The sequence below is a fragment of the Brachybacterium sp. SGAir0954 genome (genome assembly GCF_005490785.1).
Taxonomy (GTDB): Bacteria; Actinomycetota; Actinomycetes; order Actinomycetales; family Dermabacteraceae; genus Brachybacterium; species Brachybacterium rhamnosum.
Genome location: NZ_CP027295.1, coordinates 754529 through 780047, shown reverse-complemented (window position 1 = coordinate 780047; position 25519 = coordinate 754529). Strand labels below are relative to the sequence as shown.

Annotated in this window: 29 protein-coding genes; 10 read left to right on the top strand and 19 right to left on the bottom strand. The window is 73.9% G+C overall.

The window, feature by feature from the left end; all coding sequences use genetic code 11:
- Positions 1–42 precede the first annotated feature (42 nt).
- The 4 genes from C1N80_RS15395 to C1N80_RS03490 form a co-directional block, all read right to left on the bottom strand.
- Positions 43–192 (bottom strand): hypothetical protein, encoded by a 150-nt coding sequence (locus C1N80_RS15395; RefSeq protein WP_168198004.1) that lies wholly within the window; start codon positions 190–192, stop codon positions 43–45.
- 36 nt (positions 193–228) lie between these two features.
- Positions 229–720, bottom strand: a complete 492-nt coding sequence (locus C1N80_RS03500) for a DoxX family membrane protein (protein WP_137769508.1) — start codon at positions 718–720, stop codon at positions 229–231.
- Between the two features lie 103 nt (positions 721–823).
- Positions 824–1654 (bottom strand): methyltransferase domain-containing protein, encoded by an 831-nt coding sequence (locus C1N80_RS03495; protein ID WP_137769507.1) that lies wholly within the window; start codon positions 1652–1654, stop codon positions 824–826.
- Between the two features lie 61 nt (positions 1655–1715).
- On the bottom strand, positions 1716–2771 hold the full coding sequence (locus C1N80_RS03490; RefSeq protein ID WP_137769506.1) for an FUSC family protein: 1056 nt from the start codon (positions 2769–2771) through the stop codon (positions 1716–1718).
- Between the two features lie 216 nt (positions 2772–2987).
- Here C1N80_RS03490 and C1N80_RS03485 point away from each other — a divergent pair, with 216 nt between their 5' ends.
- The 4 genes from C1N80_RS03485 to C1N80_RS03470 all read left to right on the top strand — a co-directional run bounded on the left by C1N80_RS03485 (position 2988) and on the right by C1N80_RS03470 (position 6567).
- The gene (locus tag C1N80_RS03485; protein WP_137769505.1) at positions 2988–4469 is read left to right on the top strand and encodes a cytosine permease; all 1482 of its coding nucleotides are present in this window, start codon (positions 2988–2990) and stop codon (positions 4467–4469) included.
- Positions 4466–5041 (top strand): cysteine hydrolase family protein, encoded by a 576-nt coding sequence (locus tag C1N80_RS03480; RefSeq protein WP_137769504.1) that lies wholly within the window; start codon positions 4466–4468, stop codon positions 5039–5041. The genes C1N80_RS03485 and C1N80_RS03480 overlap by 4 nt, the downstream gene beginning before the upstream one ends.
- Positions 5042–5129: 88 nt before the next feature.
- Positions 5130–5693, top strand: a complete 564-nt coding sequence (locus C1N80_RS03475) for a DUF488 family protein (protein ID WP_137769503.1) — start codon at positions 5130–5132, stop codon at positions 5691–5693.
- Positions 5694–5757: 64 nt separating this feature from the next.
- Positions 5758–6567, top strand: coding sequence for an SDR family oxidoreductase (locus C1N80_RS03470; RefSeq protein WP_240811218.1), 810 nt, complete (start codon positions 5758–5760; stop codon positions 6565–6567).
- 109 nt (positions 6568–6676) lie between these two features.
- Here C1N80_RS03470 and C1N80_RS03465 read toward each other — a convergent pair whose 3' ends face one another.
- Positions 6677–7675: a TerC family protein gene (locus C1N80_RS03465; protein WP_137769502.1), complete on the bottom strand. Its 999-nt coding sequence runs from the start codon at positions 7673–7675 to the stop codon at positions 6677–6679.
- Positions 7676–7906: 231 nt separating this feature from the next.
- On the opposite strand from C1N80_RS03465, the gene C1N80_RS03460 reads away from it, so the two are divergent.
- Both C1N80_RS03460 and C1N80_RS03455 read left to right on the top strand, forming a co-directional pair.
- Positions 7907–9046, top strand: a complete 1140-nt coding sequence (locus C1N80_RS03460; protein ID WP_137769501.1) for a phosphotransferase family protein — start codon at positions 7907–7909, stop codon at positions 9044–9046.
- 19 nt (positions 9047–9065) lie between these two features.
- Entirely contained in the window at positions 9066–9872 is an 807-nt protein-coding gene (locus tag C1N80_RS03455; protein ID WP_137769500.1) for a fructosamine kinase family protein, read from the top strand.
- A gap of 164 nt (positions 9873–10036) precedes the next feature.
- On the opposite strand, the gene C1N80_RS03450 is transcribed toward C1N80_RS03455, so the two are convergent.
- Positions 10037–11368 (bottom strand): CoA transferase, encoded by a 1332-nt coding sequence (locus C1N80_RS03450; protein ID WP_137769499.1) that lies wholly within the window; start codon positions 11366–11368, stop codon positions 10037–10039.
- Between the two features lie 58 nt (positions 11369–11426).
- Between C1N80_RS03450 and C1N80_RS03445 the strand changes: the two genes are divergently transcribed.
- Entirely contained in the window at positions 11427–11867 is a 441-nt protein-coding gene (locus tag C1N80_RS03445; RefSeq protein WP_137769498.1) for a pyrimidine dimer DNA glycosylase/endonuclease V, read from the top strand.
- A gap of 111 nt (positions 11868–11978) precedes the next feature.
- Here C1N80_RS03445 and C1N80_RS03440 read toward each other — a convergent pair whose 3' ends face one another.
- Positions 11979–12677: a helix-turn-helix transcriptional regulator gene (locus C1N80_RS03440; protein WP_137769497.1), complete on the bottom strand. Its 699-nt coding sequence runs from the start codon at positions 12675–12677 to the stop codon at positions 11979–11981.
- Between the two features lie 64 nt (positions 12678–12741).
- Here C1N80_RS03440 and C1N80_RS03435 point away from each other — a divergent pair, with 64 nt between their 5' ends.
- Positions 12742–13332 (top strand): flavin reductase family protein, encoded by a 591-nt coding sequence (locus tag C1N80_RS03435; protein ID WP_137769496.1) that lies wholly within the window; start codon positions 12742–12744, stop codon positions 13330–13332.
- Positions 13333–13355: 23 nt separating this feature from the next.
- Here the strand turns inward: C1N80_RS03435 and C1N80_RS03430 are convergent, their stop codons facing one another.
- Complete coding sequence (locus C1N80_RS03430) at positions 13356–13640, bottom strand: helix-turn-helix transcriptional regulator (protein ID WP_137769495.1); 285 nt, start codon at positions 13638–13640, stop codon at positions 13356–13358.
- Between the two features lie 64 nt (positions 13641–13704).
- On the opposite strand from C1N80_RS03430, the gene map reads away from it, so the two are divergent.
- On the top strand, positions 13705–14487 hold the full coding sequence (gene map / locus C1N80_RS03425; RefSeq protein WP_137769494.1) for a type I methionyl aminopeptidase: 783 nt from the start codon (positions 13705–13707) through the stop codon (positions 14485–14487).
- 10 nt (positions 14488–14497) lie between these two features.
- Here map and C1N80_RS03420 read toward each other — a convergent pair whose 3' ends face one another.
- Positions 14498–15895, bottom strand: a complete 1398-nt coding sequence (locus tag C1N80_RS03420; protein WP_137769493.1) for a hypothetical protein — start codon at positions 15893–15895, stop codon at positions 14498–14500.
- Between the two features lie 280 nt (positions 15896–16175).
- Entirely contained in the window at positions 16176–17519 is a 1344-nt protein-coding gene (gene gdhA, locus C1N80_RS03415) for an NADP-specific glutamate dehydrogenase (protein ID WP_137769492.1), read from the bottom strand.
- Between the two features lie 223 nt (positions 17520–17742).
- Between gdhA and C1N80_RS03410 the strand changes: the two genes are divergently transcribed.
- Entirely contained in the window at positions 17743–19029 is a 1287-nt protein-coding gene (locus C1N80_RS03410) for an MFS transporter (protein ID WP_137769491.1), read from the top strand.
- Here C1N80_RS03410 and C1N80_RS03405 read toward each other — a convergent pair.
- From C1N80_RS03405 to C1N80_RS03365, 9 genes are all read right to left on the bottom strand, one after another.
- Positions 19013–19594, bottom strand: a complete 582-nt coding sequence (locus C1N80_RS03405) for a TetR/AcrR family transcriptional regulator (RefSeq protein WP_137769490.1) — start codon at positions 19592–19594, stop codon at positions 19013–19015. The two genes, C1N80_RS03410 and C1N80_RS03405, sit on opposite strands and share 17 nt — an antisense overlap.
- A 62-nt stretch (positions 19595–19656) precedes the next feature.
- Positions 19657–20211: a macro domain-containing protein gene (locus C1N80_RS03400; RefSeq protein WP_137769489.1), complete on the bottom strand. Its 555-nt coding sequence runs from the start codon at positions 20209–20211 to the stop codon at positions 19657–19659.
- Positions 20212–20245: 34 nt separating this feature from the next.
- A complete protein-coding gene (locus tag C1N80_RS03395) occupies positions 20246–21169 on the bottom strand; it encodes an NADP-dependent oxidoreductase (protein WP_137769488.1) in 924 nt (307 codons plus the stop codon).
- An 80-nt stretch (positions 21170–21249) separates the two neighbouring features.
- Positions 21250–21459 carry a helix-turn-helix transcriptional regulator gene (locus C1N80_RS03390; protein WP_137769487.1) on the bottom strand — a complete coding sequence of 70 codons (210 nt, stop codon included), beginning with the start codon at positions 21457–21459 and terminating at the stop codon, positions 21250–21252.
- 10 nt (positions 21460–21469) lie between these two features.
- Positions 21470–21865, bottom strand: coding sequence for a hypothetical protein (locus C1N80_RS03385; RefSeq protein WP_137769486.1), 396 nt, complete (start codon positions 21863–21865; stop codon positions 21470–21472).
- A gap of 113 nt (positions 21866–21978) precedes the next feature.
- The gene (locus C1N80_RS03380) at positions 21979–22326 is read right to left on the bottom strand and encodes a hypothetical protein (RefSeq protein WP_137769485.1); all 348 of its coding nucleotides are present in this window, start codon (positions 22324–22326) and stop codon (positions 21979–21981) included.
- A 146-nt stretch (positions 22327–22472) separates the two neighbouring features.
- Positions 22473–23192 (bottom strand): glycerophosphodiester phosphodiesterase family protein, encoded by a 720-nt coding sequence (locus tag C1N80_RS03375; protein WP_137769484.1) that lies wholly within the window; start codon positions 23190–23192, stop codon positions 22473–22475.
- A gap of 92 nt (positions 23193–23284) precedes the next feature.
- On the bottom strand, positions 23285–24091 hold the full coding sequence (locus C1N80_RS03370; RefSeq protein WP_240811217.1) for a glycerophosphodiester phosphodiesterase family protein: 807 nt from the start codon (positions 24089–24091) through the stop codon (positions 23285–23287).
- Positions 24088–25503 carry an extracellular solute-binding protein gene (locus C1N80_RS03365; RefSeq protein WP_137769483.1) on the bottom strand — a complete coding sequence of 472 codons (1416 nt, stop codon included), beginning with the start codon at positions 25501–25503 and terminating at the stop codon, positions 24088–24090. Before C1N80_RS03365 ends, C1N80_RS03370 begins: the two co-directional genes overlap by 4 nt.
- Positions 25504–25519 lie beyond the last annotated feature (16 nt).

The following is a 25519-nucleotide window of genomic DNA, read 5'->3' as shown; positions in this document are numbered from 1 at the left end:
GAGGTGGGCCACATCTCGACAAGAGGAGGGCATAAATGCAGGTCAAGTGATGACGGTTGGGTGGCGATGGCGACGTCGAGCAACTGCAAGTTCTTGCAGGGCGTCGACGTTCTCCGGCAAATCGCCCGCCGCCTCGATGCCCGATTGCGCGCCGGGGTTCCACGAACGGAACCACAGCGCGCAATCGGACATGCAACGGGGGTACGCCGGGCCGAGGCCAGGCGAGGATCAGGCGGCCGGAGCCTGCTTCTCGAGGCTGCGCTCGAGCTTCGCGGCGCGCTTCTCCGCCTGCTTGGCGGCCTTCTTCGCCTCGCGGGCGCCGGAGCCGGTGCCGAGGATCAGGGCGATCGCGATCGCCGCCATCCAGGAGTCCTTGGCGAGCGGGGTGCCGGCCTGGGTGGGGCGCACGCCGTCGGCCTCGGTCATCTCCGGGGTGCGGAAGTACATCGACAGCATCGAGCCGGAGAAGCCGGCGAGCGCGAGGCCCGCGGCCTTCGTGGGGACGAAGGGCAGCAGCAGGGAGGAGCCGACGGCGATCTCACCGATCGCGACGAGGCGGCCGAACTGCTTCGGGGAGAGCTTCTCCACCGCTGGGATGCCGTGGACGGCCATCGACTGGAGGTAGCCGGCGGTCTGCTCGTCCATGCCGAGCTTTCCGATGCCGGAGTTGAGGATGAAGGCACCGGGGACGGCGCGCAGGACGGCGGAGCTGAGGTTCATGAGGGATCCTCCCGATGGACGTCGTGGTCGCGCCCAGAATAGGACGTCCGGCTCGGCGACGGGATCACTCGCCCTCCGTGGACCCATCGGCCCCCCGCGCCCCTCAGACGGTCGCGACGATCTCGCCGTGGAGGAGCACGAACCAGGCGTCCTCCGAATCAGCCCAGTCGCGGAACGCGGCGGCCACGTCCTCGCGCGCGGCGGCGTCAGCCCGGCCCTCCCGCTCGAGCTGCGCGGCGAGGGGATCGCTCGTGATGCGACCGGACCAGGTGCGGGCCCACGCCTCGCGCGCCTCCGGGGTCGCGTGCAGCCAGGTGGAGGCACCGGGCGTGACCTGCGTGAACCCGGCCTCGTGTGCCCAGGCGAGCAGGCGGCGACCGGCGTCCGGGGTGCCGCCGTTGGCGCGCGCCACGTCGAGGTAGAGGCGCAGCCAGCGGTCCAGGCGCGGGTCCTCGGGGAACCAGCGGAAGCCCTCGTAGTCGCTGTCCCGGGCGGCGACGAGGCCACCGGGGCGGGTCACGCGCCGGGCCTCGGCGAGCGCGTCGACGGGACGCGGGAGGTGCTGGAGCACCTGGTGGGCGTGGACGACGTCGAACGCGTCGTCCGCGAAGGGCAGCGCCTGCGCGTCCCCGACGACCACCTGGACCTCGGAGAGTCCCTGCCGGTGGAGCTCCGCGCGGGTGATCGCCGCGGACTCCTCCCCCACCTCGAGGGCGGTGACGTTCGCGGGGCCGACGATCCGGGCGAGATCCGCGGTGATGGTGCCCGCGCCGGAGCCGACGTCGAGCAGCCGCTGCCCGGGGCGCAGATGCGGGAGCAGGTGACCGGCTGAGTTCGCTGCGGTGCGGGCGCGGTGGCTGTCGAGCACGGCCTCCCCGTAGCCGTGGGTGTAGGCAGGGCCTGCCGGGGTGGCGGGGGCGTCGGCGGTGGTCATGGAGCCGCACGTTACGACTCCGGGCTCGACTCGGCGAGGGCGGACCAGGGGGCGGGCGGCCTCAGCCGACGACGGCCCGCCGCGCGCGGCGCCGCTCGAGCGCGCGCCGCCCGAGGATCATCACGAGGCCCACGGCGACGCCGATCGCGGTCTCGAGCACGCGCGCCCGCAGCATGGGCCCGGCCGGCTGGGGATGGCCCAGCTGCACCATGAGCAGGGCGAGCGGGGTGATGAACAGGAGCGCCATCGCGTAATTGCGCAGCACGTACAGCTCGGCGAGGAACTGCAGCAGCACGACCCACACGACGAGCTGCCAGGGCTCCGCGGGGAAGGAGAGCAGAAAAGCGGTGGTGACGATGCCGAGGGTCGTGCCGACGACGCGCTGCAGGCCCCGCTCCACCTGGGCGGAGTAGCCGAGCGGGGCGAGCGGGGCGACGGCCGCGACCTGAGCCCAGTAGGGGAAGGGCAGCCCGGAGAGCAGGCCCAGCAGCCCCGCCCCGAGCGCGGCGATCGTGTAGCGGAGGAACTCGGCGGTGCGCTCGGCGCGCGAGGCGTGCAGGTGGTCGGTGGAGAGGACGACGCCCGGGTGCCGCTCCCCCGCCCAGTGGCCCAGCAGGCCGAGGCCCACGCACAGCGCCGCGCAGCACGCGGCGACGAGGGCCGCGACCCAGACCGGGGCGGCCGGCGGGGCGGAGGCCACCGCGGCGACCGCGAAGACGGGGAAGATCGCGCCGCCCGGCTTGAGGCCGCGGGAGCTGACGAAGACGGCGGAGCCGCCCGCCACGAGCGCGGTGACGACGATGATCGCGATCTTCCCGGTCATGCCGGGCGCCGCCGTCGTGAGCTGCGCGAGCAGCGCGCCGATCGTCACGCACACCACGAGCATCGCCCCGGCCTGCGACTGCCGGCGGAACCGGTCCCGGGTGGGCTCGTAGCGCGAGTAGATGCCGGTGAAGGCCCCGAAGCCGGCGAACATCGCCCATCCCAGGTGCCCCGTGAGCAGCAGCGTCGCCAGCGGGATCGCGAGGCCCAGGGAGATCCGGGCGGCGGGGATGTGGTCGTAGCGCGGCGGCGCGAGGCTGACGAGGCGGTGCAGGCGGGACGGGGACGAGGACACACGGCTCCTGGGAAGCAGGGGAGGGCCGACGGGGGCCCGTCGGCGGGAGGGGGGAGGGTGCGGGCCGGGGGCCACGACCTTCCGAGGGTATGCCTGAGCGGACCTGCGCCGCCATGACGCAGGGAACCCACGGCGGCGCTGTGACGTGGGAGACTTCCGCCAGTGCCCCGCACGGGCGCCCTTCCCCTTCGGATCTCCTCTTCCTCGGAGCGGACCATGACGACCCCCTCTCCCACCCCCGGCCTCATCGAGACCACCGGCATCGAGATCATCGCCGAGTCGGAGCGCACCGCCCGCCCGCGCGATCTCGTGTGGCCGTGGTTCGCCGCGAACATCTCCGTGTTCGGCATGAGCTACGGCTCCTACCTGCTGGGCTTCGGCATCAGCTTCTGGCAGGCGAGCGTCGTCGCGGTGATCGGCATCGTCATCAGCTTCGCGCTGTGCGGGCTCGTCGCGATCGCCGGGAAGCGCGGCAGCGCGCCGACGATGGTGCTGTCCCGGGCCGCGTTCGGCGTGCACGGGCAGAAGCTGCCGGGCATCATCTCGTGGCTCACGTCGATCGGATGGGAGACCTCGCTCGCGATCTCCGCGGTGCTCGCGACGGCGACCGTGTTCAGCACGCTGGGCGTCGCCTCGGGCCGCGCGGTCACGGTGATCGCCGCGGTCCTCATCGCGGCGCTGATCGTCACGGCGAGCGTGCTCGGCTATCACACGATCATGCGCCTGCAGTCGGTCCTGACCTGGGCGACCGGGATCATGACGATCCTGTTCATGGTGCTCACGGTGCCGCACATCGACTGGCAGGCCGTCGCCTCGATGCCCTCGGGGCCGCCGCAGGCGATGATCGGCGCGCTGGTGATGGTGATGACGGGCTTCGGCCTGGGCTGGATCAACATCGCGGCGGACTGGTCCCGCTACCAGCGGCGCACCGCCTCGGACGGCTCGATCGTCCTGTGGAACACGGTGGGCGGGGCGGCGGCGCCCGTCGTGCTCGTGGTGTTCGGCCTGCTGCTCGCGGGCTCGGACCAGACCCTCTCCGAGGCGATCTCCGGGGACCCGATCGGCGCGCTCGTCTCGATCCTGCCGCTGTGGGCGCTGATCCCCTTCTGGATCGTCGCCGTGCTGACCCTCGTCTCCGGTGCGGTGCTCGGCATCTACTCCTCGGGCCTGACCCTGCTGAGCCTCGGCATCCGCATCCCGCGCCCGGCGGCCGCCGCGGTGGACGGCGTGATCCTCACCGTCGGCACGATCTGGGTCGCATTCTTCGCGACGAGCTTCATCGGCCCCTTCCAGAGCTTCCTCATCACGCTCGGCGTGCCGATCGCCGGCTGGGCGGGCATCCTCATCGCGGACGTCCTCACCCGCCGCCGCGACTACGACGAGCAGGCCCTGTTCGACCCCCGCGGCCGCTACGGCGCCGTCGACTGGACGAGCATCGTCACCCTGGTCGTGGTCTCGGTGCTCGGCTGGGGCCTCGTCGTGAACTCCTATGCGGCCGACGCCCCCTGGAACAACTGGCAGGGCTACCTCCTGGAGCCTCTGGGCCTGGGCACCTACGTCGACGATCCCGCGGGTCCGTACTGGGAGGGGAACTGGGCGTACGCGAACGTGGGCGTGCTGCTCGCGCTCGTGCTCGGCTTCCTGGTGACGCTCGTGGCGCGGCGCGGCCGGATCCGCCGGCAGGAGGCGACCGCATGAGCGCCGCGGAGCCCGCGACCGACCGGGAGCCGTGGCTGCTGGTCGTGGACGCGCAGCGGATCTTCGCCGACCCCGCCTCGGACTGGGCGTCCCCCTTCTGGGAGGGGGCGTGGGAGCGGATCCGCGAGCTCGCCGCCGCGGTGGGGCCGGAGCGGACCCTGCTCACCCGCTGGCTGCCCACCGCGGACCGCTCGACCGCCTGGGGCGACTACTTCGCGGCCTGGCCTTTCGCCGACGTCCCCGCGACCGATCCGCTCTACGCGCTGGTGGACGGCGCCGCGGAGCTCTCCGCCCACCCCACGATCGACGAGCCGAGCTTCGGCAAATGGGGGCCGCAGCTCGCCGGCGTGGTCGGCCACGCCCCGCAGCTGCTGGTCACCGGGGTCTCCACGGACTGCTGCGTCATCACGACGGTGCTCGCCGCGGCCGACGCCGGGGCGCACGTCGCCGTGGTCGCCGATGCCTGTGCGGCCTCCGCCGCGGAGAACGCCACGGCCGCCCTGCACACCATGAGCCTGTTCCCGCCGCAGGTGGACCTGCGCAGCACCGCCGAGGTGCTCGCGGGTCCCTGAGCGCCGCGGACCCTTCTCCCCGACTGAGAGGAACGACGATGACGAAGCACGAACCGGTCCAGGCGGTCGCTCTGAACGGCCCGCGAGCGTGACCGCGGAGGTGCCCTCCCCCGCGCTGCTCACCGTCGGTCATGGTCGACTGGAGCCGGAGGAGCTCGCCGATCTGCTGACGGGCGCGGGCATCCGGCAGCTGGTGGACGTGCGCCGCTTCCCGGGGTCCCGGACGAACGACGCCGCCGCCCGCGGCAAGGTCGAGGAGATCTGCCGCGGCGCCGGTATCGACTACCGCTGGGACGAGCGCCTGGGCGGGCGGCGACGGCTCACGACGGAGGAGGACACCGCCACCCGGGACCCCTGGTGGCGGGTCGCCCAGTTCCGCGCCTACGCCGCCTGGACCCGCAGCGAGGAGTTCCGGGCCGGGATCACGGAGCTGCGGGTTGACGTGGCGCGCGAGCGCACCGCGGTGATGTGCTCGGAGGCGGTCTGGTGGCGCTGCCATCGTCGCCTCATCGCCGACGTGATGCTGCTCGAGCACGGGGCCGAGGTGCTGGACCTGATGCACTCGGGCCAGCAGCGGCCGCACGAGCCGAGCGCCGGCGCCCGGCTCGACGAGGACGGCCACGTGGTCTGGGACCGGACCGACGAGGGCTGACCCGGCGCGGCCTGCCCGGGAAAAGACCTGGCCACGGGCCGCTGCCGGGACCTACCGTCGGCCCATGATGTCCCCCGCCGGCTTCCCCGTCTCCCCCGCCCCGCCCCGCGCCGCCCTGCTCACCGGGGTGGGTCGACGCCGTGGCATCGGCGCCGCCCTGGCCCGCGGCCTCGCTGCCGACGGCTTCGCCCTGGCCCTGTCCTCCCTGGACGCCTACGACCGCCGGGTGAACGGCGAGCCCTCCGACGTCACCGACCTCGCCGAGGAGCTCCGCGCGGAGGGCACGGAGGTGGTGCTGCTGGACGGCGACCTCGCCGATCCCGCGGTGCCGCCGCGCCTCGTGGCCGAGGCCCATGAGCAGCTGGGGCCGCTCGGCGCGCTCGTCATGGCGCACTGCGAGTCCGTGGACTCCTCGATCCTGGACACGACCGTCGAGAGCTTCGACCGCCACTACGCGGTGAACGTGCGCGCCAGCTGGCTGCTCATGAAGGCCTTCGCCGAGCAGGTCCCGCTGCGCGAGGAGGGCGCGCCGGCGGCCGACGGCGGCGCCGTCATCGCGCTCACGAGCGACCACACCACGCACAACCTGCCCTACGGCGCCACGAAGGGGGCTCTGGACCGCCTGGTGCTCGCGGGCACCCATGAGCTCGCCGATCGCGGCATCCGCACGAACGTCGTGAACCCGGGCCCGATCGACACCGGCTGGATGACGGACGAGGTGCGGGACGCCGGCGCCGCGCAGACCCCGGGCGGGGAGCTCGGTGGGCCGGGCACGGTCGCGGACCTGGTGCGCTTCCTGCTCTCCGAGCGGGGCCGGTGGATCCGTGGGCAGCTGCTGCTGTCCAACGGGGGCTTCGCGACGCCCGCCGTCTGAGCACGGTCGACGCCGGCACCCCCCACCCGGGGACGGACGCCCGAGGGGCCGGCCGGCTGTCGCGCCGGCCGGCCCCTCGGGTCAGCAGTGGGTGGTCAGCACCCGCTGGTCAGTGCTGCGTGATCTCCGCGTCCTCGTCGGAGCCGGAGCTCCTGGGCGGGAACAGCAGCGAGGCGGCGACCGCACCGGCCATCGACACGACGATCACCGTGAGCGAGAGCCAGATCGGCACCTCGGGGATCTTCTCGAGGATCTCGAAGCCGGGGATGAAGTGCAGCGGCGCCTCGTGGATCGCGTGGATCAGCAGTTTCACGCCGATGAAGCCGAGGATGATCGCGATGCCGTAGTGCAGGTACGCGAGGCGCTCCATGAGGCCGCCCAGCAGGAAGTACAGCTGGCGCAGGCCCATGAGCGCGAAGAGGTTCGCGGTGAACACGAGGAACGGGTTCCGGGTCACGGCGAAGATCGCGGGGATCGAGTCGAGGGCGAACATGACGTCGGTCAGGCCGATCGTGATGAAGACCATCAGCATCGGGGTGAGCATCGTCTTGCCGTTCACCCGGGTGCGGAGCTTGTTGCCGTCGTACTCCTGCGCGACGGGGAACAGCTTGCGCACCCCGCGCATGATGAAGGACTCGCCGTCGTCCTCGCCCTCCTCCTGGGTCTGCTTCCACGCGGTCCACAGCAGGAACAGGCCGAAGAGGTAGAAGACGCCCACGAAGTGCTCGATGATCACCGAGCCCGCGAGGATGAACAGGGCGCGCGCGATGAGCGAGATGATGATGCCCACCATCAGCACTTCCTGCTGATACTTCTTGGGCACCGCGAACTTCGTCATGATGACGATGAAGACGAAGAGGTTGTCGACGCTCAGCGAGTACTCGAGCAGCCAGCCGGTGACGAACTCCGAGGCGGGCGCCATGCCGCCCACGAGGTACAGGACGACGGCGAAGACGAGCGCGAGACCGACGTAGAAGCCGATCCATCCCGCGCATTCCTTGAGCGACGGCACGTGCGGCCGCTTGATGACCAGCAGGAGATCTGCCAGGAGGAGGACGACGAGGACGGCGAGAGCCGCGATCTCGAAGCCGAGGTGCAGCTCACCCACGGGAGCTCCTTCGAGGTTGGGGACGTGCGACCGGTCCGGGCACCGCCACGGGGCCCGGTCGGGATCGTCCCAGGGTATCGCGAACCCCATCGGCGGCCCCCGGGTGAGGGGCGTCGGCTCGGTCACCGCGGCCGGGCGGGGCGCGGCGGTCCCCGGGACGCCGCCGACCACGGCGTAGAATGCCCTGACCAGCGATGAAGGGGTCCGTCAGACTCCGAACGAGGAGGCCGCGTGGCGGAGGAACAGCTCGACGAGGACCTGCCCGCGGCTGCCCGCCCGGAGACCGGCGAGCGGATCCTCGAGGCCTGGCGCCACGGGACCCTCGTCCTCCCGCTGCGGGACGCCACCTCGCCGGTGCGGCTCCCCGGCCTGCACAAGTCCGTTCTCCCCGCCTCGCTCTCCGGCGCGGCGCGGGTGTCGCTGCTGGGCGTCGGCGAGCACTTCGCCGCCTGGCGCGTCGCCCCGCAGGAGAACGCCCCGCTGCTGGTGCGCGTCCCCCACGTCGACCCCGCGGAGCTGCCGCAGTCCCTCGCCCACGAGATCGCGGCCCTCGCCCTCGCGCCCGTCGAGGTGGGGCCCGAGCCGATCGCCTACGCGGATGATCCCGCCGCGAGCCCGCTCGGGGTCCCCTACGTCGTGACCAGCGAGGTGCCCGGCACGGCCGCCGCACCCGGCGCCTGGACGACGACGCACCTCGCCGCGCACGCGGAGCTCCTCGCCCGCCTGCACACGGTCGCCGCCCCGGGCCGCGGCCCCGTCTCCTTCGGCGCGGCCCCCTGGGACGCGGTCCCCACGACCACTCCGTCCCTGATCGCGGAGGTCGCCGGGGCCGTCGCCGACTGGCGCGAGCACGCGGCCGCGGTGATCGCCGAGCACGAGCTCGAGCCGTTCCTCGAGGCGACCCTCGCCCGGGTCGCCGGCGTCGAGGAGCAGATCGGCTCCCTCGACGCCTTCGCCCTCACCCACGGCGACCTGTGCGCCACGAACATCATGTGGGACGAAGCTCCGGGGTCGGAGGTCCCCCGGGTCCAGTACATCGACTTCGAGTGGGCGCAGGCCGACGACCCCGCCCGGGACCTCGCGATCATCGGAGGCTCCGTGCACGCCGGCCCCTGGTACGTGCCGATGGACGAGGAGGCCGTGGCCGGGTTCGTCCACGTCTACCTCGAGTCACGGAGGCGGCTGGGACCTGTGCCCGACGCGATCGCGGACCTCCCCTCGCTGCGGGAGCGGATGCGCGCCTGGACCGCCTACGAGCGCACCGGCATGCTCGTGCACCTCGCCCGGCGCGCGAGGGGAAGGCGCTCGTACCGCCCGCTCGTGGAGCAGATGCGGCCGCTGCTGGCCGCGGAGCTGGGCCTGCCCGCCTGAGGCTCCTACGGTGGTGGGCATGGACGACGTCGACAGCTCACTGTTCACCAAGTCCCGTCCCGGGGCGCCCACCGGGTTCTTCGCGGCGGAGGCCGCGGGCCTGCGCTGGCTCGCCGCCGCCCGCCAGGTCCCCGTGGTCGAGGTGCGCGCGGTGCGCGAGGACGGCCTGGACCTCGAGCGCCTCGAGGAGACCGGGGCGAGCGCCCGCGCGGCGCGCCGGCTGGGCGCCGATCTCGCCCGCCTGCACGACGCGGGCGCCGAGGCCTTCGGGTGGATCCCCGCGGAGGGCGCCTGGTTCGGGCCGCTCGACGCGCCGTTCGCGGTCCCGGTGCGCCAGCACGACGCCTTCGCCCCGTTCTGGGCGGAGGACCGACTCGCCCCGCTCGCGCGGAGGGCGGCGCCGCGGCTGGGCGCCGAGGGGAGCGCGGAGGTGGAGGCGGCGATCGCCGTGATCCGCGACGGCGCCTTCGACGGGGTCTCCGGGCAGGGCCGGGAGCGGCCCGCGCGTCTGCACGGGGACCTGTGGTCCGGCAACGTGCTCTGGACGGCGGGCGGCGCCGTGCTCATCGATCCGGCCGCGCACGGCGGCCATCGTCTCGAGGACCTCGCGATGCTCTCCCTGTTCGGCGCCCCGCACCTCGAGGAGATCCTCGCCGGGTACGAGGAGGCCCATCCACTGCCCGGTGGCTGGCGGGAGGACGTGCCCGCCCACCAGCTGTTCGGCCTGCTCGCCCATGTGGTGCTCTTCGGCGGCTCCTACACGGCGCCCACGCGGGTCGCGGCCCGCGCCGTGACTGCCCGCGCGGAGCGGCTCGAGCGCGGCTGAGCGACGTCGGGGGACGACGGCGCGGGGGTGGCGTCGAGCTCGGGCCCCGGCGGCGAGGGCGCCGGGACGCGCCGAAGACCGGCTGGTGAGGGGCGGGACACCGTCACAACTGCCTCGGCGTCGTCTCCACCGCGGCGCGCATCGGCTGAGCCGGTGCCGTCCCGTCAGCGCCGCTCCTCCCACCGCGGCGGGGCCGTCCCGTAGCCGCTGATCGCCCCGGTCAGCGGGACACCGTCGAGCAGGAGCGGGACGGGCACGGTCGAGACGCGGCCGTGCGGCGTCCCGAGCTCGACCGCTGGAGGGAGGCCGACGGCGGCGCCATCACCGGCGCCGCCGTCGGCCTCCGCTCGTCCGTCGCCGTCGCCGGCGCCCGTGCTCGATGTCGCGCCGGTGCCGGTGGCGAGCAGGGTGCGGGCAGCGCCCAGCAGGCTCGCCCGCACCACGCCCGCGCGTCCGTCGGCGAGGAGGTCGAGCATCCCGGCGGCGAGACGGAAACCGGTCGCATGGTCGAGGGCCTGCACGGGCAGCGCCCCGGGCCGGCCGTCCTCCCGTGCGCAGCGCACGGCGATCCCGGTCGCCGCCTGGACGATCGAGTCGAAGCCGGCGCGGTCGCCCCACGGCCCGCGCTCGCCCCAGGCGGAGAGCGCGCCGATCACGAGGTGCGGATGCCGGGCGGCGAGGTCGCTTGGGTCCAGGCCCACGTCGGTCAGGGCCCCGGGCCGGTAGCCGAGCACGACGACGTCCGTCCCGGCCAGGAGCTCCTCGAGCAGGTCACGGTGGGCGCGGAGGTCCAGCAGGGCGGAGCGCTTGCCCATCCCGGCGGCGAGGAAGGCGTCGAGCTGCTCGGGGCGTGCGGGCGGGTCCAGGCGCAGCACGTCGGCCCCCAGGCAGCCGAGGAGCTGGGTCGCGACCGGGCCGGCGACGACGCGCGTCAGGTCGAGCACGCGTCGTCCCGCCAGCGGGAGGCGTTCCCCCGTCGCGGCAGGGTCGGGCGACTCGTCACGGGCCATGCCCCCGAGCTGCGTCGTCACCCACAGGTCTCCGGCCGTCGCGCGGGCGTGCGGATGCGCCCGCCACTCCTCCGGGGTGCGGACCACGGCGGCGATCCCTCCCGCGCGGATCACGCGCGCCGCCGCCTCCTCCGCGGGCCGAGGGGCGACCGCCGCGGCGAGCTCCTCCGGGGTGCGCGCGCCGAGCGCGGCGGTGATCGCGGTGGCGTGGTGCGGGTAGTTGCCGTGGAGGCGCAGCCAGCCGTCCCGGGCCGCGGCGAAGCCGGAGAGCGGCGCCCAGGGCTCCGCCGCGCGGCCGTCCACGCGCAGCCGGTCGATCGCGGAGAACGCCGCCTCGACGAGCGCCGGATGGGTGGTGACCTGCACGTCCGTGCCGTGCGCCCGCAGCAGCCGCTCGGTGGCGGCCCCGGCCTCGCGGACCGCGCCGAGCGCGAGCTCGGCGACGTCCAGAGGACCGGCCCAGGCCGGGATGCGCGCGGTGCTCATGCCCGGATCGTGCCACCACGGGGGACGGCCGCGCATCCGAGCGTGCTTGAATCGGTGGATGCGCCTGTGGAGCCTGCACCCGTCCCTGCTGGATCGCGCGGCCCTCGTCGCCGGCTGGCGGGAGGCGCTGCTCGCCCAGAAGGTGCTCGCCGGCGGCACCCGCGGCTACACCCGGCACCCGCAGCTGCGCCGCTTCCAGGCGCATCCCGCACCGATCGAGGCGATCGGCGGCTTCCTCACGGGCCTGCAGGAGGAGGCGACGGCGCGCGGCTACCGCTTCGACCTCACCCGGGTGCTGCACCCGGCCCCGCCGGCCTCGCTCCCGCCGATCGAGGTGACCGCGGGGCAGCTGGCGTACGAGCTCGAGCACCTGCGGGCGAAGTGCGAGCACCGTTCCCCCGAGCACCTCGCGCTCCTCCCCGCCCCGGGGGACCCGGTGCCCGCGCATCCGCTGCTGCGGGTCGTGCCGGGGGACGTGGAGGACTGGGAGGTCCGCTGAACGGCCTGCTCAGGAGGCGAGGCGCGCGCCGTCCGCCTCGGCGTCGACCGTCGGCCCGCTGATCTGCGTCCAGACCTCGTCGCCCGTCCGCCGTGTCGCGGCGAGTCGCCGTCAGCGCACGCCGAGCTCGGCCCAGAGCGGGTGATCGGACTCGACGGCGAGGGCGCGCGGCATGCTGCGCCTCCGCAGCGCGCCCTCCCCCACCAGGTGATCGAGCAGTGACTCGGCCGCGGGACCCGCGATGTGGTCCGTCCGCTCGGTCCAGTCGAGGCACGGGCGGATCGGGGCCCCGCGCCGCCGCGTCCCCGGATCGAGCGCGTGCTCCTCCCACCAGCGTCGACCGGCCTCGGTGAGCTCCCACCCGGCGCCCACGAGACCTCTCCGCCGAAGGCCCTCCGCGAGCTCGACGCCGCGACGGCCGGCCAGGTGGCGATAGCAGGTGCGGGCCTCGCGCAGAGCCGCATCCGCCCGCTGGGCGCGGAGAGAGGGAGCGGCCGGTCGCACGAGCCCGCGGGCGGCGGCGAGCGCGGCGAGGCCCTCCACAGCGAGCGCGACCTCGGGATCCTCGATCCTGACGTAGCGATGCCGGCCCTGGCGACGCTCCACGACGAGTCCCGCGGAGAGCAGCCGGTCCAGATGCCCGCTCGCGGTGGGGCGGGCCACCCCCGCGACCGCCGCGAGCTCCCCGGCCGTCCACGCGCGGCCGTCGAGCAGCGCGAGGAGCATCGTCGCGCGGGAGTCATCGGCCATCGCCCGGGCGAGTTCGGCGAGGGCAGGGGCCGAGGTGGAGTCCGGCGCGTCGGATGGCATGCGTCGATCCTCGCACCGGGACACGTCGGCGACCACCGAACTGTCGTGCGCCCACCATCGGGGCATGCACCTCCACATCGAACCCAGCGTCCTGTACTTCGGCACCCCCGTCGCCCTGATCACGACCCTCGATGACGACGGCGGCACCAACATCACCCCGATCTCCTCCGCGTGGGCGCTGGGTCGCACGTACGTGCTCGGCCTCGGCGACGACTCCCACGGCCTCGCGAACCTCCGGCGCGACCCGGGCATCGTCATCAACCTGCCCGAGGCGTCCCTCGCGCACCGGGTCGAGGCCATCGCGGCGACCACGGGCGCCGCGGCCCTCTCCCCGCACAAGGCCGGGGCCTATCGCACCGAGAAGGACAAGTGGGGCCTCGGGGGATTCACGCCGTCACCGGCGGAGCTGGTCGGACCGATGCGCATCGTCGAGTGCCCTGTCCAGATCGAGGCCCGGGTGGAGAGGATCGTGCCCTGCGACGACGACGCGAGCGCCGTGCATGCCCGCGTGCTGCGGATCCATGCCCGCGAGGACGTGGTCGTCCCGGGGACGCATCACGTGGACCTCCGCGCATGGCGGCCGCTGCTGTACACCTTCCGCCACTACTTCGCGCAGGGCGAGGAGGTCGCGCAGAGCTTCAGGGCCGAGTACTGACCGTGCCGACGCAACCGCGCGACTCAGGAGGCGAGGCGCGGGCCGTCCGCCGCGGCGTCGGCCGTCGGCCCGCTGATCTGCGCCCACACCTCGTCGAGCGAGAGGCCGAGCTCCGCCGCGATCGCGGCGATGGTCGGGAAGGACGGCGTGGCCACGCGGCCGGACTCGATCTTGCGGAGCGTCTCCGGGGAGACACCGGCATCGAGGGCGACGCGGAGCAGGGGCCGCTCGCCGCGGGCACGGCGCAGCACGGCGCCGAGGCGCTCGCCGCGGGCGATCTCGTCAGGGGTGAGGGGGAGGCGGACCATGCACCGATAGTAATACCGGTATAGATTGGCCGGGATACTTATCCCACACCTCGGAAGGCACCCCGTGATCGAGATCCTCTCCCCCGCCGAGCTGGTGCGCGCCCGCGCCGCCGGCGCCCTCGTCGGGGACATCCTCGCCGAGCTCCGCGAGCTCGCCGCCCCCGGCGTGACCCTGCTGGACCTCGACGCCCGCGCCGCCCAGCTCATCGACGCCGCCGGCGCGGTCTCCTGCTACGTGGACTACGCGCCGTCCTTCGGCGACGGCCCCTTCGGCCACCACCTCTGCACCGCCGTGAACGACGCGGTCCTCCACGGCATGCCGCACGACACGCCCCTCGCCGACGGCGACCTGCTCACCCTCGACCTCGCCCTCACGCTGCGCGGCATCTCCGCCGACGCCGCCGTGAGCCTCACCGTGGGCGGCGCCTCCCGCCCGCGCGACGCGGAGCTGATCGCGGTCACCGAGCGCGCCCTCGCCGCCGGCATCGACGCCGCCGTGCCGGGCGGACGCCTGGGCGACGTCTCCGCCGCGATCGGCCGTGTGCTCACCGGCGAGGGCCACCTCGTCAACACGGAGTTCGGCGGCCACGGGATCGGCAGCACGATGCACCAGGACCCGCACGTCCCCAACGACGGAAGGCCCGGGCGCGGCCTCCGCCTGCGCCCGGGCCTGCTGCTCGCCCTCGAGCCATGGGTCATGGACGGCACCGATCAGCTCGTCACCGATGCCGACGGCTGGACGCTGCGCAGCGCGAACGGCGGCCGCGCCGCGCACACCGAGCACACGATCGCGATCACCGAGGACGGCCCCGAGATCCTGACCCTGCCGAGCTCGACCAGGCGCTGAGCCCCGCGGCTCAGGCCTCGCCGCCGTCGGAGGCCTCGTCGTCATGGCCCTCGTGGTCATGGTCGTCGTGGTCGGCGTCCTCGCCCTCGTGGCCATGACCCTCGTGGCTCTCGCCGCCCACCTCGTACTCGCCCGACGCGGTGCCGGTGACGACCTGGATCTCGTTCGGGACGACGGGCAGGTCGAGCTCGCGGTAGACCTCGCCGGAGGCGACGTCGACCATCGTGAGCTTCTGCTGCTCGGGGTCCACGACGAAGGCGGTGCCGTCGGCCACGGAGAGCATCGGGCCGGGGGTCTGCCACTGCTCGGGCTCCTCCCACGGCTCGGCGACCTTCACCTCGTGGAGGATCTTCCCGCTCTCGGGATCGAGGATGTTCAGCTCGCCGTCGCCGGTGAGGACGAGCGCCTCACCGTCGGGGCCGCGGTCCAGGGAGCGGAACCAGTAGGGCGATCCGAGGTCGACGGTCGTCATCGAGGCGTCGCGGGTATCGATCAGCGCAACGGAGGTGGGGTGCTCGGTGCCGCCCTCGGGATCGGCCTCGACCTTGTTGTCGGCGAGGACGATGGGGCTCGCCTCGCTGCCCTTCTGGTTGCCGGAGCGCTGGTAGTCACCGTCGACGGCGACCTTGTGGAACTCGCCGCCGGAGTAGACGACCGGCCCGTTCTCGCAGCCGAAGGAGACGACGTCGGAGCCGTCCTCCGCCGGGGCGGCGGCGGCCTCGCCGTGCACGCCCGGGCAGTCGTCGGTCTGCGCGACGACCTTGCCGTCCGCATCGAGCGCCTGGATGGTGTGGCGCTCGTCCTCGGTGCCCTGCGTGACGAGCAGGCCGCCGTCCTCGAGCGGCACGGCGACGCCGTGGTGGGCGGCGTCGGTGGTGAGCTCGTCGACCACGCCGAGGTCGCCCTCGGCGAGGGAGGTCGGGTCGTAGACGGTGACCGCGCCGGTGCCGTCCGCGAAGAGCGCGGCCCGGTCGCCGTGGGTGACGACGTGGCCCGGGGAGGGCGCGTCGAGGGTGATGCCGGCGAGCGCCGGGTCCTGCTCGTAGTAGTGGAAGTGGTCGCCGTGGGCCTTGGCCTCGAGTCCGGTGTCGTAGGCGGTGAAGGACTCCTCCGCGCTGACCATGACGTGGCGGCCGTCCCCGGCGGGGTTCAGGCGCACGTACCCGTTCAGCTCAGTCTCGTCGAGCACCTCGCCGTCGGTGGAGTCGAGGGTGGTGACGCCGCCGTCGTGGGCGAGCACGATCCGCGGGCTGAGGGCGCCGACCTCCGCGCGGTGGCGGTCCTCGGTCGCGGCGGCCGACGTCTCGCCGCCGCCGTCCGAGCCCCCGGACGCGGCGGGATCCGCCTGGCCGCAGGCGGCGAGCGCGAGCAGGCCCACGCCCGCGAGCGCGGCGACTCGTCGTTTCATGACAATGGTTCTCATCAGCTGCATGCCAGGAAGCTATCAGCGAATGAGAATCTTTCCCACTTGAGGGCGTGTGTGCTGGGTCACGGTCACCGCGGGCGGCACCCGACGCCTGTCCGATTGCGCACTTGAGTTCCACGTACGGAACCCCAGCGCGCAATCGGACAGCCCCGGATGCACCGCGCCCCGCCGGCCGCGGGAGGCGGCGGGCGGGGCGAGGGGACCCGGAGCGACGGCGCTGGTCAGCGCGCTTTGAGGAACGGCCCGGGCGGAGTGGCGGGGCTCAGATCACGCCGAAGGCGATCATGGCGTCGGCGACCTTGCGGAAGCCGGCCACGTTCGCACCCACCGCGTAGTCGCCCGGGCGGCCGAACTCCTCGGCGGTCTCGAGGCAGGTGGCGTGGATGTCGCGCATGATCTGGGTCAGGCGCGCCTCGGTGTGCTCGAAGCTCCAGGCGTCGCGCGCGGCGTTCTGCTGCATCTCGAGCGCGGAGGTGGCGACACCGCCGGCGTTCGCGGCCTTGCCGGGGCCGAAGGCGACGCCCGCCTCGCGGAGCACCTCGACGGCGTCCGGCGTGCAGGGCATGTTCGCGCCCTCGGAGACGGCCTCGACACCGTTCTTGACGAGCGCACGCGCGGCGTCGGCGTCGAGCTCGTTCTGGGTGGCGCAGGGCAGGGCGATCGCGACGGGGACGTCCCAGACGCTGCCGCCGGCGACGAAGCGGGCCTTGCCGCCGCGACGCTCCGCGTAGTCGGCGATGCGGCCGCGCTCGACCTCCTTGATCTGCTTGAGCAGCTCGAGGTCGATGCCGTCCTCGTCCACGACGTAGCCGGAGGAGTCCGAGGCGGTGATCGCGGTGCCGCCCAGCTGGGCGATCTTCTCGATCGCGTAGATCGCGACGTTGCCGGAGCCGGAGACGGCGGCGCGGCGGCCCTCGACGGAGGTGCCGCGGGCCTTGAGCATCTCGTCCGCGAAGATCGCGGCGCCGTAGCCGGTGGCCTCCTTGCGCACGAGGGAGCCGCCCCAGTCGAGGCCCTTGCCGGTGAGCACGCCGGCCTCGTACTTGTTGGTGAGGCGCTTGTACTGGCCGAACAGGTAGCCGATCTCGCGGGCGCCCACGCCGATGTCCCCGGCGGGGACGTCGGTGTACTCGCCGATGTGGCGGTGCAGCTCGGTCATGAAGGACTGGCAGAAGCGCATGACCTCGCCGTCGCTGCGGCCGCGCGGGTCGAAGTCGGAGCCGCCCTTGCCGCCGCCGATGGGCAGGCCGGTGAGGGAGTTCTTGAAGATCTGCTCGAAGCCGAGGAACTTCACGATGCCGAGGTTGACGCTCGGGTGGAAGCGCAAGCCGCCCTTGTACGGGCCGAGCGCCGAGTTGTACTCGACGCGGAAGCCGCGGTTGATCTGCACCGAGCCCTTGTCGTCGACCCACGGGACACGGAAGATCAGCTGGCGCTCGGGCTCGCAGAGGCGCGCGAGGATGCTGTGCTCGGCGTACTCCGGGTGGCGGCCCTGGATGACCTCGAGCGACTCGAACACCTCGCGCACGGCCTGGTGGAACTCGGGCTCCCCCGGGTTGCGGCGGAGGACCTCGTCGTAGGTGTTCTTGAGCATCGAGTCGAGCATCGCGCGCCTTTCGTCGTCGTCCGTGGTGGGTGGTCGCAGGCACGCGCGGGACCGCGCGGCGGCGCCCGCCACCGCGACCACGCTACGGAGCGACGGCCGTCGAGCCACCCCGTGTCCGCTCCTCGGACGCTTCTGAGACGCCCGCGGACGGAACGCGGCCATGCGACCGACGGACCTCCGACACCCCGTGCACACTCCATTCCGCTTGTGTACGATCGTACGCATGTTCGTCTCCTCCCCCGCCTCGCCGCCCTCGCCGCCCTCGCCGCCGCGGGCGCCCGCCGCGCCGCTGCGCCGCGCCCGCGTCGCCGTCGCCGCGCTCTTCCTCACCAACGGCGCCCTGCTCGCGAACCTCCTCCCCCGCTACCCCGAGATCAAGGCCGCCCTGGGCCTCGCGAACTCGACCTACGGCCTCGCCCTCGCCGCCTTCCCCGCGGGCGCGATCCTCGCCGGGCTCGCCGCCGCCGGGCTGATCCGCCGCCTGGGCTCCGCACGGCTCGCCGTGCTCGGCACCGCGCTCACCGCACTCGGGCTGCTGCTCGCCGCGTGGGCGCCGAGCGCCGCCCTGCTGGGCCTCGCCCTGCTCGTCGCGGGCGGCTGCGACGCGATCACCGACGTCGCCCAGAACGCCCACGGCCTGCGCGTCCAGAAGCGCTACGGCCGCACGATCATCAACTCCTTCCACGCCGTGTGGTCCGTGGGCGCGGTGATCGGCGGGAGCATGGCCGCCGCCGCGATCGCCCTGGGCATCCCCCTGCGCTGGCACCTGCTGGGCTCCGGGATCCTCTTCGCGATCGTCGCCCTCGTGGCGCTGCGCTTCGCGCTGCCCGGCCACGACGAGGAGGACCACCTCCCCGACCCCGCCGCGGGCGACGTCGCCGTCGGACCGGACGCCTCCACGGGCGGCCGCACCCGCGGCCGGCTCCCCCTCATGCTCGCCGCGCTCGTGCTCATCGCGATCGGCGGCACCCTCGTCGAGGACTCCGGCAACTCCTGGGCGACGCTCTACCTCTCGCGGGACCTCGGGGCGGCCTCCTCGATCGCCGCGATCGGCTACATCGCCCTCGTGGGCGCCCAGTTCGTGGGACGGCTCCTCGCGGACGGCCTCGTGGACCGCCTGGGCCAGCGGGCCGTCGCCCGGGGCGGCGGCGCGATCATCGCCCTCGGCATGGGCACGGCCCTCGCGGTGCCCACCGTGCCCGGCACGATCGCGGGCTTCGCCCTCGCGGGGCTGGGCAGCGCGAGCCTCGTGCCCGCCGCGATGCAGCAGGCGGACGACCTCCCCGGGCTGCGCCCCGGCACGGGCCTCACGGTCGTCTCGTGGCTCATGCGGCTCGGCTTCCTCGCCTCCCCGCCGCTCGTGGGCCTCGTCGCGGACTCCGCGGGGCTGCGCACGGGCCTGCTCGTCGTGCCGCTCGCGGGCCTGCTCGTCGTGCTCCTCGCGGGCGTGCTACCCCCGCGCCGCGCCGCCCACCCGGAGCGCGAGCGGGAGCTCAGCGCCGCCGGCTGAGGCGGGCGACGCCCTCCCGGGCGAGGTGCGGGAGCGGCTCCTCGAGATGCAGGGCGCGGTGGATCGTGAGCCCCTCGTTCATCGCGTCCAGCAGCGAGGCGGTCTCGGGGTCCACGTGCGGCGCGAGGCAGGCGCGGGTGCGGGACATCCACCGGCTCGTGATCTCCCGGAACTCGGGGCGGCGCGCGGCGAGCGTGTACAGCTCGAGGGTGATGACGAGGCTGCGGTCGGTGTCGAAGACGTCCTCGTCGATGTTCGCCTCGAAGCCGGCGAGCGCCTCCTCGAGGGTCGTGGCGTCCGCGGTACGGCGCTCGACCCGCTCCGCGGCCTGGTCGGCGAAGCGGGTGAACGCCTCGCGCAGCAGCTCGTCCATCCCGGTGAAGTGGTAGGTCATCGAGCCCAGCGGCACGTCGGCCGCGGCGGCGACCCGCCGGTGAGAGGTCCCCGCGACACCGTGCTCGGCGATCGTGTCGAGGCACGCGTCGATGATGCGGTCGCGGCGCTCCGGGTCGTGGCGTCGGGTACGGGGCGCGCTCGGGGCGTCGGGGGCGTGGGCGTCGCTCATGCCCCCGACCGTAGCGGGCCGCGCCATGGACCCGCGCGACCCGCCCCCGTCGGGAGGGTCCGTCAGACCTCCCCCGCGCCGTGCTCGGCGAGCGCTCGCTCGTAGACGGCGAGGGTCGCGTCCTCGACGAGCACGATCCGCAGCTCCGCGAACCCGCCGATCCGCGCGGCCTCCTGGCGGAGCGTGCGGGCGGCGATCCGCGCGGCGCGATCCAGGGGGAAGCGGTACGCGCCCGTGGAGATCGACGGGAAGGCGAGCCGCGTGAGGCCGTGCTCGTGCGCGACCTCGAGCACGCGGCGATAGCAGGACGCGAGCTCGGCGTCCTTCCGGGCGCGCACCTCCTCGTCCCCTCCGGCCGCCCAGATCGGGCCGACGGTGTGGACGACGTGGGGCACGGGCAGGTCGTGGCCGCCGGTCAGCTTCGCGTCGCCGGTCGTGCAGCCACCCAGGGTGCGGCACTCGGCGAGCAGGCCCGGGCCGGCGGCGCGGTGGATCGCGCCATCGACCCCGCCGCCGCCCAGCAGGGTGGAGTTCGCGGCGTTGACGATCGCGTCGACGTCCGCCTGCTCCGTCAGGTCCCCGCGGCGGGCGGTGAGCAGGGGCCGTGCGGTGTCCATGCCAGCAGGCTACGCGCCGCCGAGCGCCGGGACCTCAGCCGCCGATGCTCAGCGCGATCTTCCCCGCCGTATGGCCCTCGATGCTGGCGCGGAAGGCGTCAGCCGCCTGCTCGAGGGGGAAGCGGCGGGCGACGTCGACGCGCAGGGTGCCGGCGTCGACGAGGGAGGCGAGGTGCTCGAGGTCCGCGGCGTCGGGCCGCACCCAGAAGTACTCGCCGCCCTCGTCGGTCACGGCGGGGTCGGCGACGGAGCCGTGACGGCCGCCCTCGGCGAGCACGGCGAGGGTCTCCTGGAGCACGCCGCCCACGTAGTCGATGACCACGTCGACTCCCTCGGGGGCGAGGGCCCGGACCCGCTCGGCGAGGCCGTCGCCGTAGGTCACGGGCTCGGCGCCCAGGTCGCGCACGCGGTCGTGGTTGCGCTCGGAGGCGGTGCCGATGACGCGCGCTCCGAGGCCTGCGGCGATCTGCACGGCGAAGGAGCCGACGCCGCCGTTCGCGCCGTGGATGAGCACGGTGCTGCCCTCGGACACGCCGAGGCGGGTGAGGGTCTGGTACGCGGTGAGCCCGGCGAGCGGGAGGGAGGCGGCCTGCTCGAAGTCGAGGCCGGCGGGCTTGCGGGCGAGGGTGCGCACGGGGAGGGTCATCTTCTCGGCGAAGGACCCGGCCTGCACCCAGTCGCGTCGACCGTAGGCCATGACCTCGTCGCCCACCTGGAACTCAGGGACATCCAGGCCGACCTCCTCGACCACGCCGGCCACGTCCCAGCCGGGGATCGCAGGGAAGGTGACGGTCATGAGCTGGTCGAGGTGGCCGCCCATGATCTTCCAGTCCACGGGGTTCACGCTCGCGGCCCGCACCGCGATGCGCACCTCGCCGGGGCCCACCTTCGGGTCCGGGAGCTCGGAGAGGGTCAGGACGTCGGGGTCGCCGTAGCTGCTGTAGGTGATCGCCTTCATGTGCCCGTGCAACGCCGCGCCCGGGATGGGGATTCCCGGGCGCGTGAACTGTGAGCGAGCAGACCCGCGAGGGTCGGGGCTCAGCCCTGCTCGCCCCCGGGGCCGGGGGTGAAGATCTGCTCGATCGGCGCACCGAGCACGGTGGAGATGCGGAAGGCGAGCGGGAGGGAGGGGTCGTAGCGTCCCTTCTCGATCGCGATGACCGTCTGCCGGGAGACCCCGAGGGCCTCGGCGAGCTCGGCCTGGGACCAGCGGCGGTCGGTGCGGCGGGCCTTGATGTCGTTGTCCATGACGGGCCCCTCAGCGGTGACGGATCGCGACGACGACGTTGCCGACGATCCAGCCGAGCATGAGCAGGGAGAAGGCGAGGATCCAGTTCAGGGCGGGCAGACCCAAGAACTGCAGGACGCCGACGGCGAGGATCAGCGGGGTGGCGAGGAGGAAGGCGAGCATGACCGCCTCGGCGACGCGGCGGCGCTGGTACTCGTCCCCGGAGCGGTACATGTCGATGTTCGCCCAGGCCATGAGCCCCACGCCCGGCAGGACGAGCAGCGCGGGGAGCCACAGCGGCACGCCGACGCCAGCGAGCACGTCGGGGAGGATGAGAGCGGCGAGGTACACCGCGACCCCGGCGAGGAGGCGGACGAGGAAGGTGCGGTTGGCCCGACGGCGGGCGGTGGGGGTCGAGGCGGTCATCGTGCTCACGTCCTTCGTTGATGTCTGGTGTGCTTGACACCTCGAAGGTACAGCTCCCTTGACATGGGCGCCAAGGGTTCCTGACAGGAAAAGTCAATGAGACTTGACGTCCCTCATCGGCCCCCGGCGATCAGGCGGTTCAGGCCGTCCACGAGACCTCGGCTGACGCCGCCCCGCTTCGACCTCACCCGGATCCTCCCGCCGTCCCGCAGACGGATGATCACGGAACCCCACCACAACGCTCTGCCCCAGAGCTCCGCGCCGATCACCGACTGCGCCGGCACCTCGCGCACTGTGCGCCAACCGATGAACGGCCAGTCGCGCGCGTCGACCACCCGACGATGCGTGACGAGCAGCAGAGGGTCCCACCAGGTGAAGCCCTCCCCCTCCGCCGCCAGCAGGACGACCTCGTCGGGGGTGAGCCGTCGCCGCGCGAACCTCTCCCACGCGGCGGCGGGCACCGGCTCCTCATCCCCGCCGACGCCGCGCTCGCGATCGGCGACGTCTCCCCCACCGGCCCGCAGGAGGTCATCGCCTCGCTGCTGCCACCCGAGCCCGAGTCCGCGGGCCGCGCCGTCTGATACCGCGCGGGCGGGGCGATCCTCGCTCAGCGAGCGAGCTGCGCGCGCACCCAGGCCGGGTCGTCGGTGGTGATCGTGTCGACCTCGCAGGCGCGGGCGACGGCGAGCTGCGCGGGGGTGTTGATCGTCCACGGGTTCACCCGCAGCCCCGCCTCGTGGGCCGCACGGGTCGCCGCGAGGGACAGGCCGTCCACCGCGGGGCCGATCCCGGCCGCTCCCAGCTCACCGGCCACGCGCAGCGCCTCCTCGTCGATCGCGCCGACGAGATAGGAGACGGGGACCTGGGGCACGCTGCGCCGGATCTCGGCGAGCGCCTCGGGGTGGAAGCTGATGACGGTCGAGGCGGCGGCCGGGGACCCCGCCGGAAGGGCCAGGAGCTGCTCGGCGACCGCGGCGGCGGCCGGAGCTGCTTTGACCTCGATGAACACGGGCACGGTGGTGAGGGCCAGCAGCTCCTCGAGGCTCGGCACCTTCTCCCCACCCTCGAGCAGGACCGTGTCGAGCTGTTCGCGGGTGAGGTCGGCGATCGCGCCGGTGCGCAGCGGGGAGTCCGCGGCGGCGGTGCGGTCGATGCTCTCGTCGTGCATGACGACCACGTGCCCGTCACGGCTCAGGTGCACGTCGCACTCGAGGGTCTGCGCGCCGTCCTCGAGCGCGCGACGGAACGCGGCGAGCGTGTTCTCCGGGGCGTGGGCGGCGGCGCCGCGATGGCCGACGACGAGCGGAACGGTGGCGGGGGCGGTCATGGTGCTCCTGTCGGAGTGGAATGGGGGTTCGGGGAGGGGCCGACGGTCGCCCACCATGATGGGCGACCGTCGGCCCCGGAGGGAAGGACGGGTCAGGCGGCGGGGCCGGTCAGGGCCTCGATCCGCTCGAGCGCCCAGGTGGGGTCGTCCACCGTGATCGTGTCGCAGCCCAGCTCGAGCGCCCGCTCGAGCTCGACGTCCACGCGGGCCGTCCACAGGTTCAGCTGCACGCCGTGCTCGAGGCACCAGGCGACGTCCGCCGCGCGGGCCTCCGCGATGCGCACCCCGATCTGGGCGACCTCGAGCTCCTCCGCGGCCGCGAGGAACTCCGGGGAGGTCACGGTCGTGGTGAGCAGGCGCGGGATCTCCGGGGCCTCGGCGCGCGCGGTCGCGAGCGCCTCGGCATGGAAGGAGATGATCCAGGCGGGCGCGGTCGCGGCGTCGGCGAAGGCCTCCGCACCGAACCTCTCCCGGAGGATCCGCGCGACGAGCGAGGCGGCGGCCGGGGCCTTGACCTCGACGAGCAGCGGCACCGGGGTGCCGTCCTCGCGCCGGGCGGTGTCCAGCACGGAGACGAGATCGGGGACGTGCTCCCCCGCCCCCACGAGCACCCGGTCGAGCTGGGCGCGCGTGAGCTCGGCGACCGCGCCGGTGCGCAGCGGGGAGTCCGCCTGCGCGGTGCGGTCCAGGGTCGCGTCGTGGATGATCACGTCGTGCCCGTCGGCGCTCAGGTGCACGTCGCACTCGAGAAGCGCCGAGCCCTCCGCGACACCGCGCCGGAAGGAGCGGACCGTGTTCTCCGGGTCCAGCTCCGCCGCCCCGCGATGGCCGACGACGGCCGGCCGTGCGGGCATCGCCGAGCGCGGGGTCCCGCGGCGCACGGGGGCGGGGGCGCTCACTTCCAGCCCTCGAACTTCACGGCCTCGTAGTCCTCGCGGTTGTCGTCGAGGATCTCCTGCAGCTTCGGGGCGACGGCGCCGAGGGCGTCCTTCGCGGGGGTGTTGTCGCCGTAGACCTTCGCCTGCGCGGCGGAGATCTGCGTGACCGCGCCCTGGTTCCAGTTCGTGTAGTCCGCGGTGCGGGCGTTCTCGAGCTGGGCGAGGGCGACCCCGTAGTTCGGGTTCTCCTTGACGAGGTCCTTCACGGTGGAGGTCTCCGCCGCGGCCTGCACGATCGGCACGTAGCCGGTCGCCGCGTGCCACGCGGCGGACTGCTCGGGCCCCGCGAGGAAGCGGAAGAACGCGGCGGCCGCGTCCTGGCGGTCCTTGGAGTCCGCGCGCACCACGGAGAGTCCGGAGCCGCCCGTCGGGACCGCCTTCTCCTGGCCCTCGCTCGAGAGCATGAAGGCCGTGCCCACCTCGAAGACGCCCTCGGTGGCGGCGGTGGTGCCGGTCAGGCTGGCCGTGGAGCCGCGCATGCCCGCGGAGATCCCGGAGGTGAAGTCGGTGCCCGCGGCCTGCGCGAGGTAGCCGAACTTGTCCTCGTGGATGAACTTCCGCTGCCACTCGAGCCATTCGAGGCCCGGGTCCTGGTCGATCGTGACCTGGAAGTCCTTGTCCGAGTTCGCGCCGCCGAAGCCCCAGATGTCCGCCTGGCCGTGCCAGGCGTCGTCGGCCGTGAAGGCGAGCGCGGCGAGCGGGCGGCCGTCGACCTTGATCTTCGCGAGCTCGGGGGCGAACTCGGCGAGGTCCTGCCAGGTCGAGGGGCCCTCCTCGGGGAGGCCGGCCTCGATGTAGCGGGTCTTGTTGAAGTAGAACAGCGGCGTCGAGCGGGCGAAGGGCACCACGTAGGTCTGGCCGGCGGCCTTGCCCTCGGCGACGTAGTTCTGCAGGTAGACGTCGAGGTTCCACTCGTCGTCGAAGTAGTCGTCGAGCGGGGCGAGCGCGCCCGAGGAGTGGAACTGGAGCCACTGCATCTCGGGGAAGCAGACGATGTCCGGCACGGCGCGGGCCTGGAGGGCCGCGGTGAACTTCTGGTTGAGCTCCGCGTAGCCGCCCACCGACTCGGCGACGACGACCACGTCCTCCTGGGAGTCGTTGAACTCCTTGATGAGCTTGCCGAGGGCGTCGAAGGGGCCACCGGTCCAGGGCGCCCAGAAGAGCACCGCGGTGCGGCCCTCGTACTCGGCGGGGACCTTGAGGTCGGCCTGGGCGAAGCCGTCGCGCACGGGGTTGCCGGCGTCGGCCGCGTCGGACCCGGCGGGGGCGCCGCAGGCGGCGAGACCGGCGGCGCCGGCGCCGAGCCCGAGGGCGGCGAGCATGCTGCGGCGGGACAGGCCGGGGAGGGAGAGGCCGTGGGACGAGCGGGACATGGTGGCTCCTTGCGAG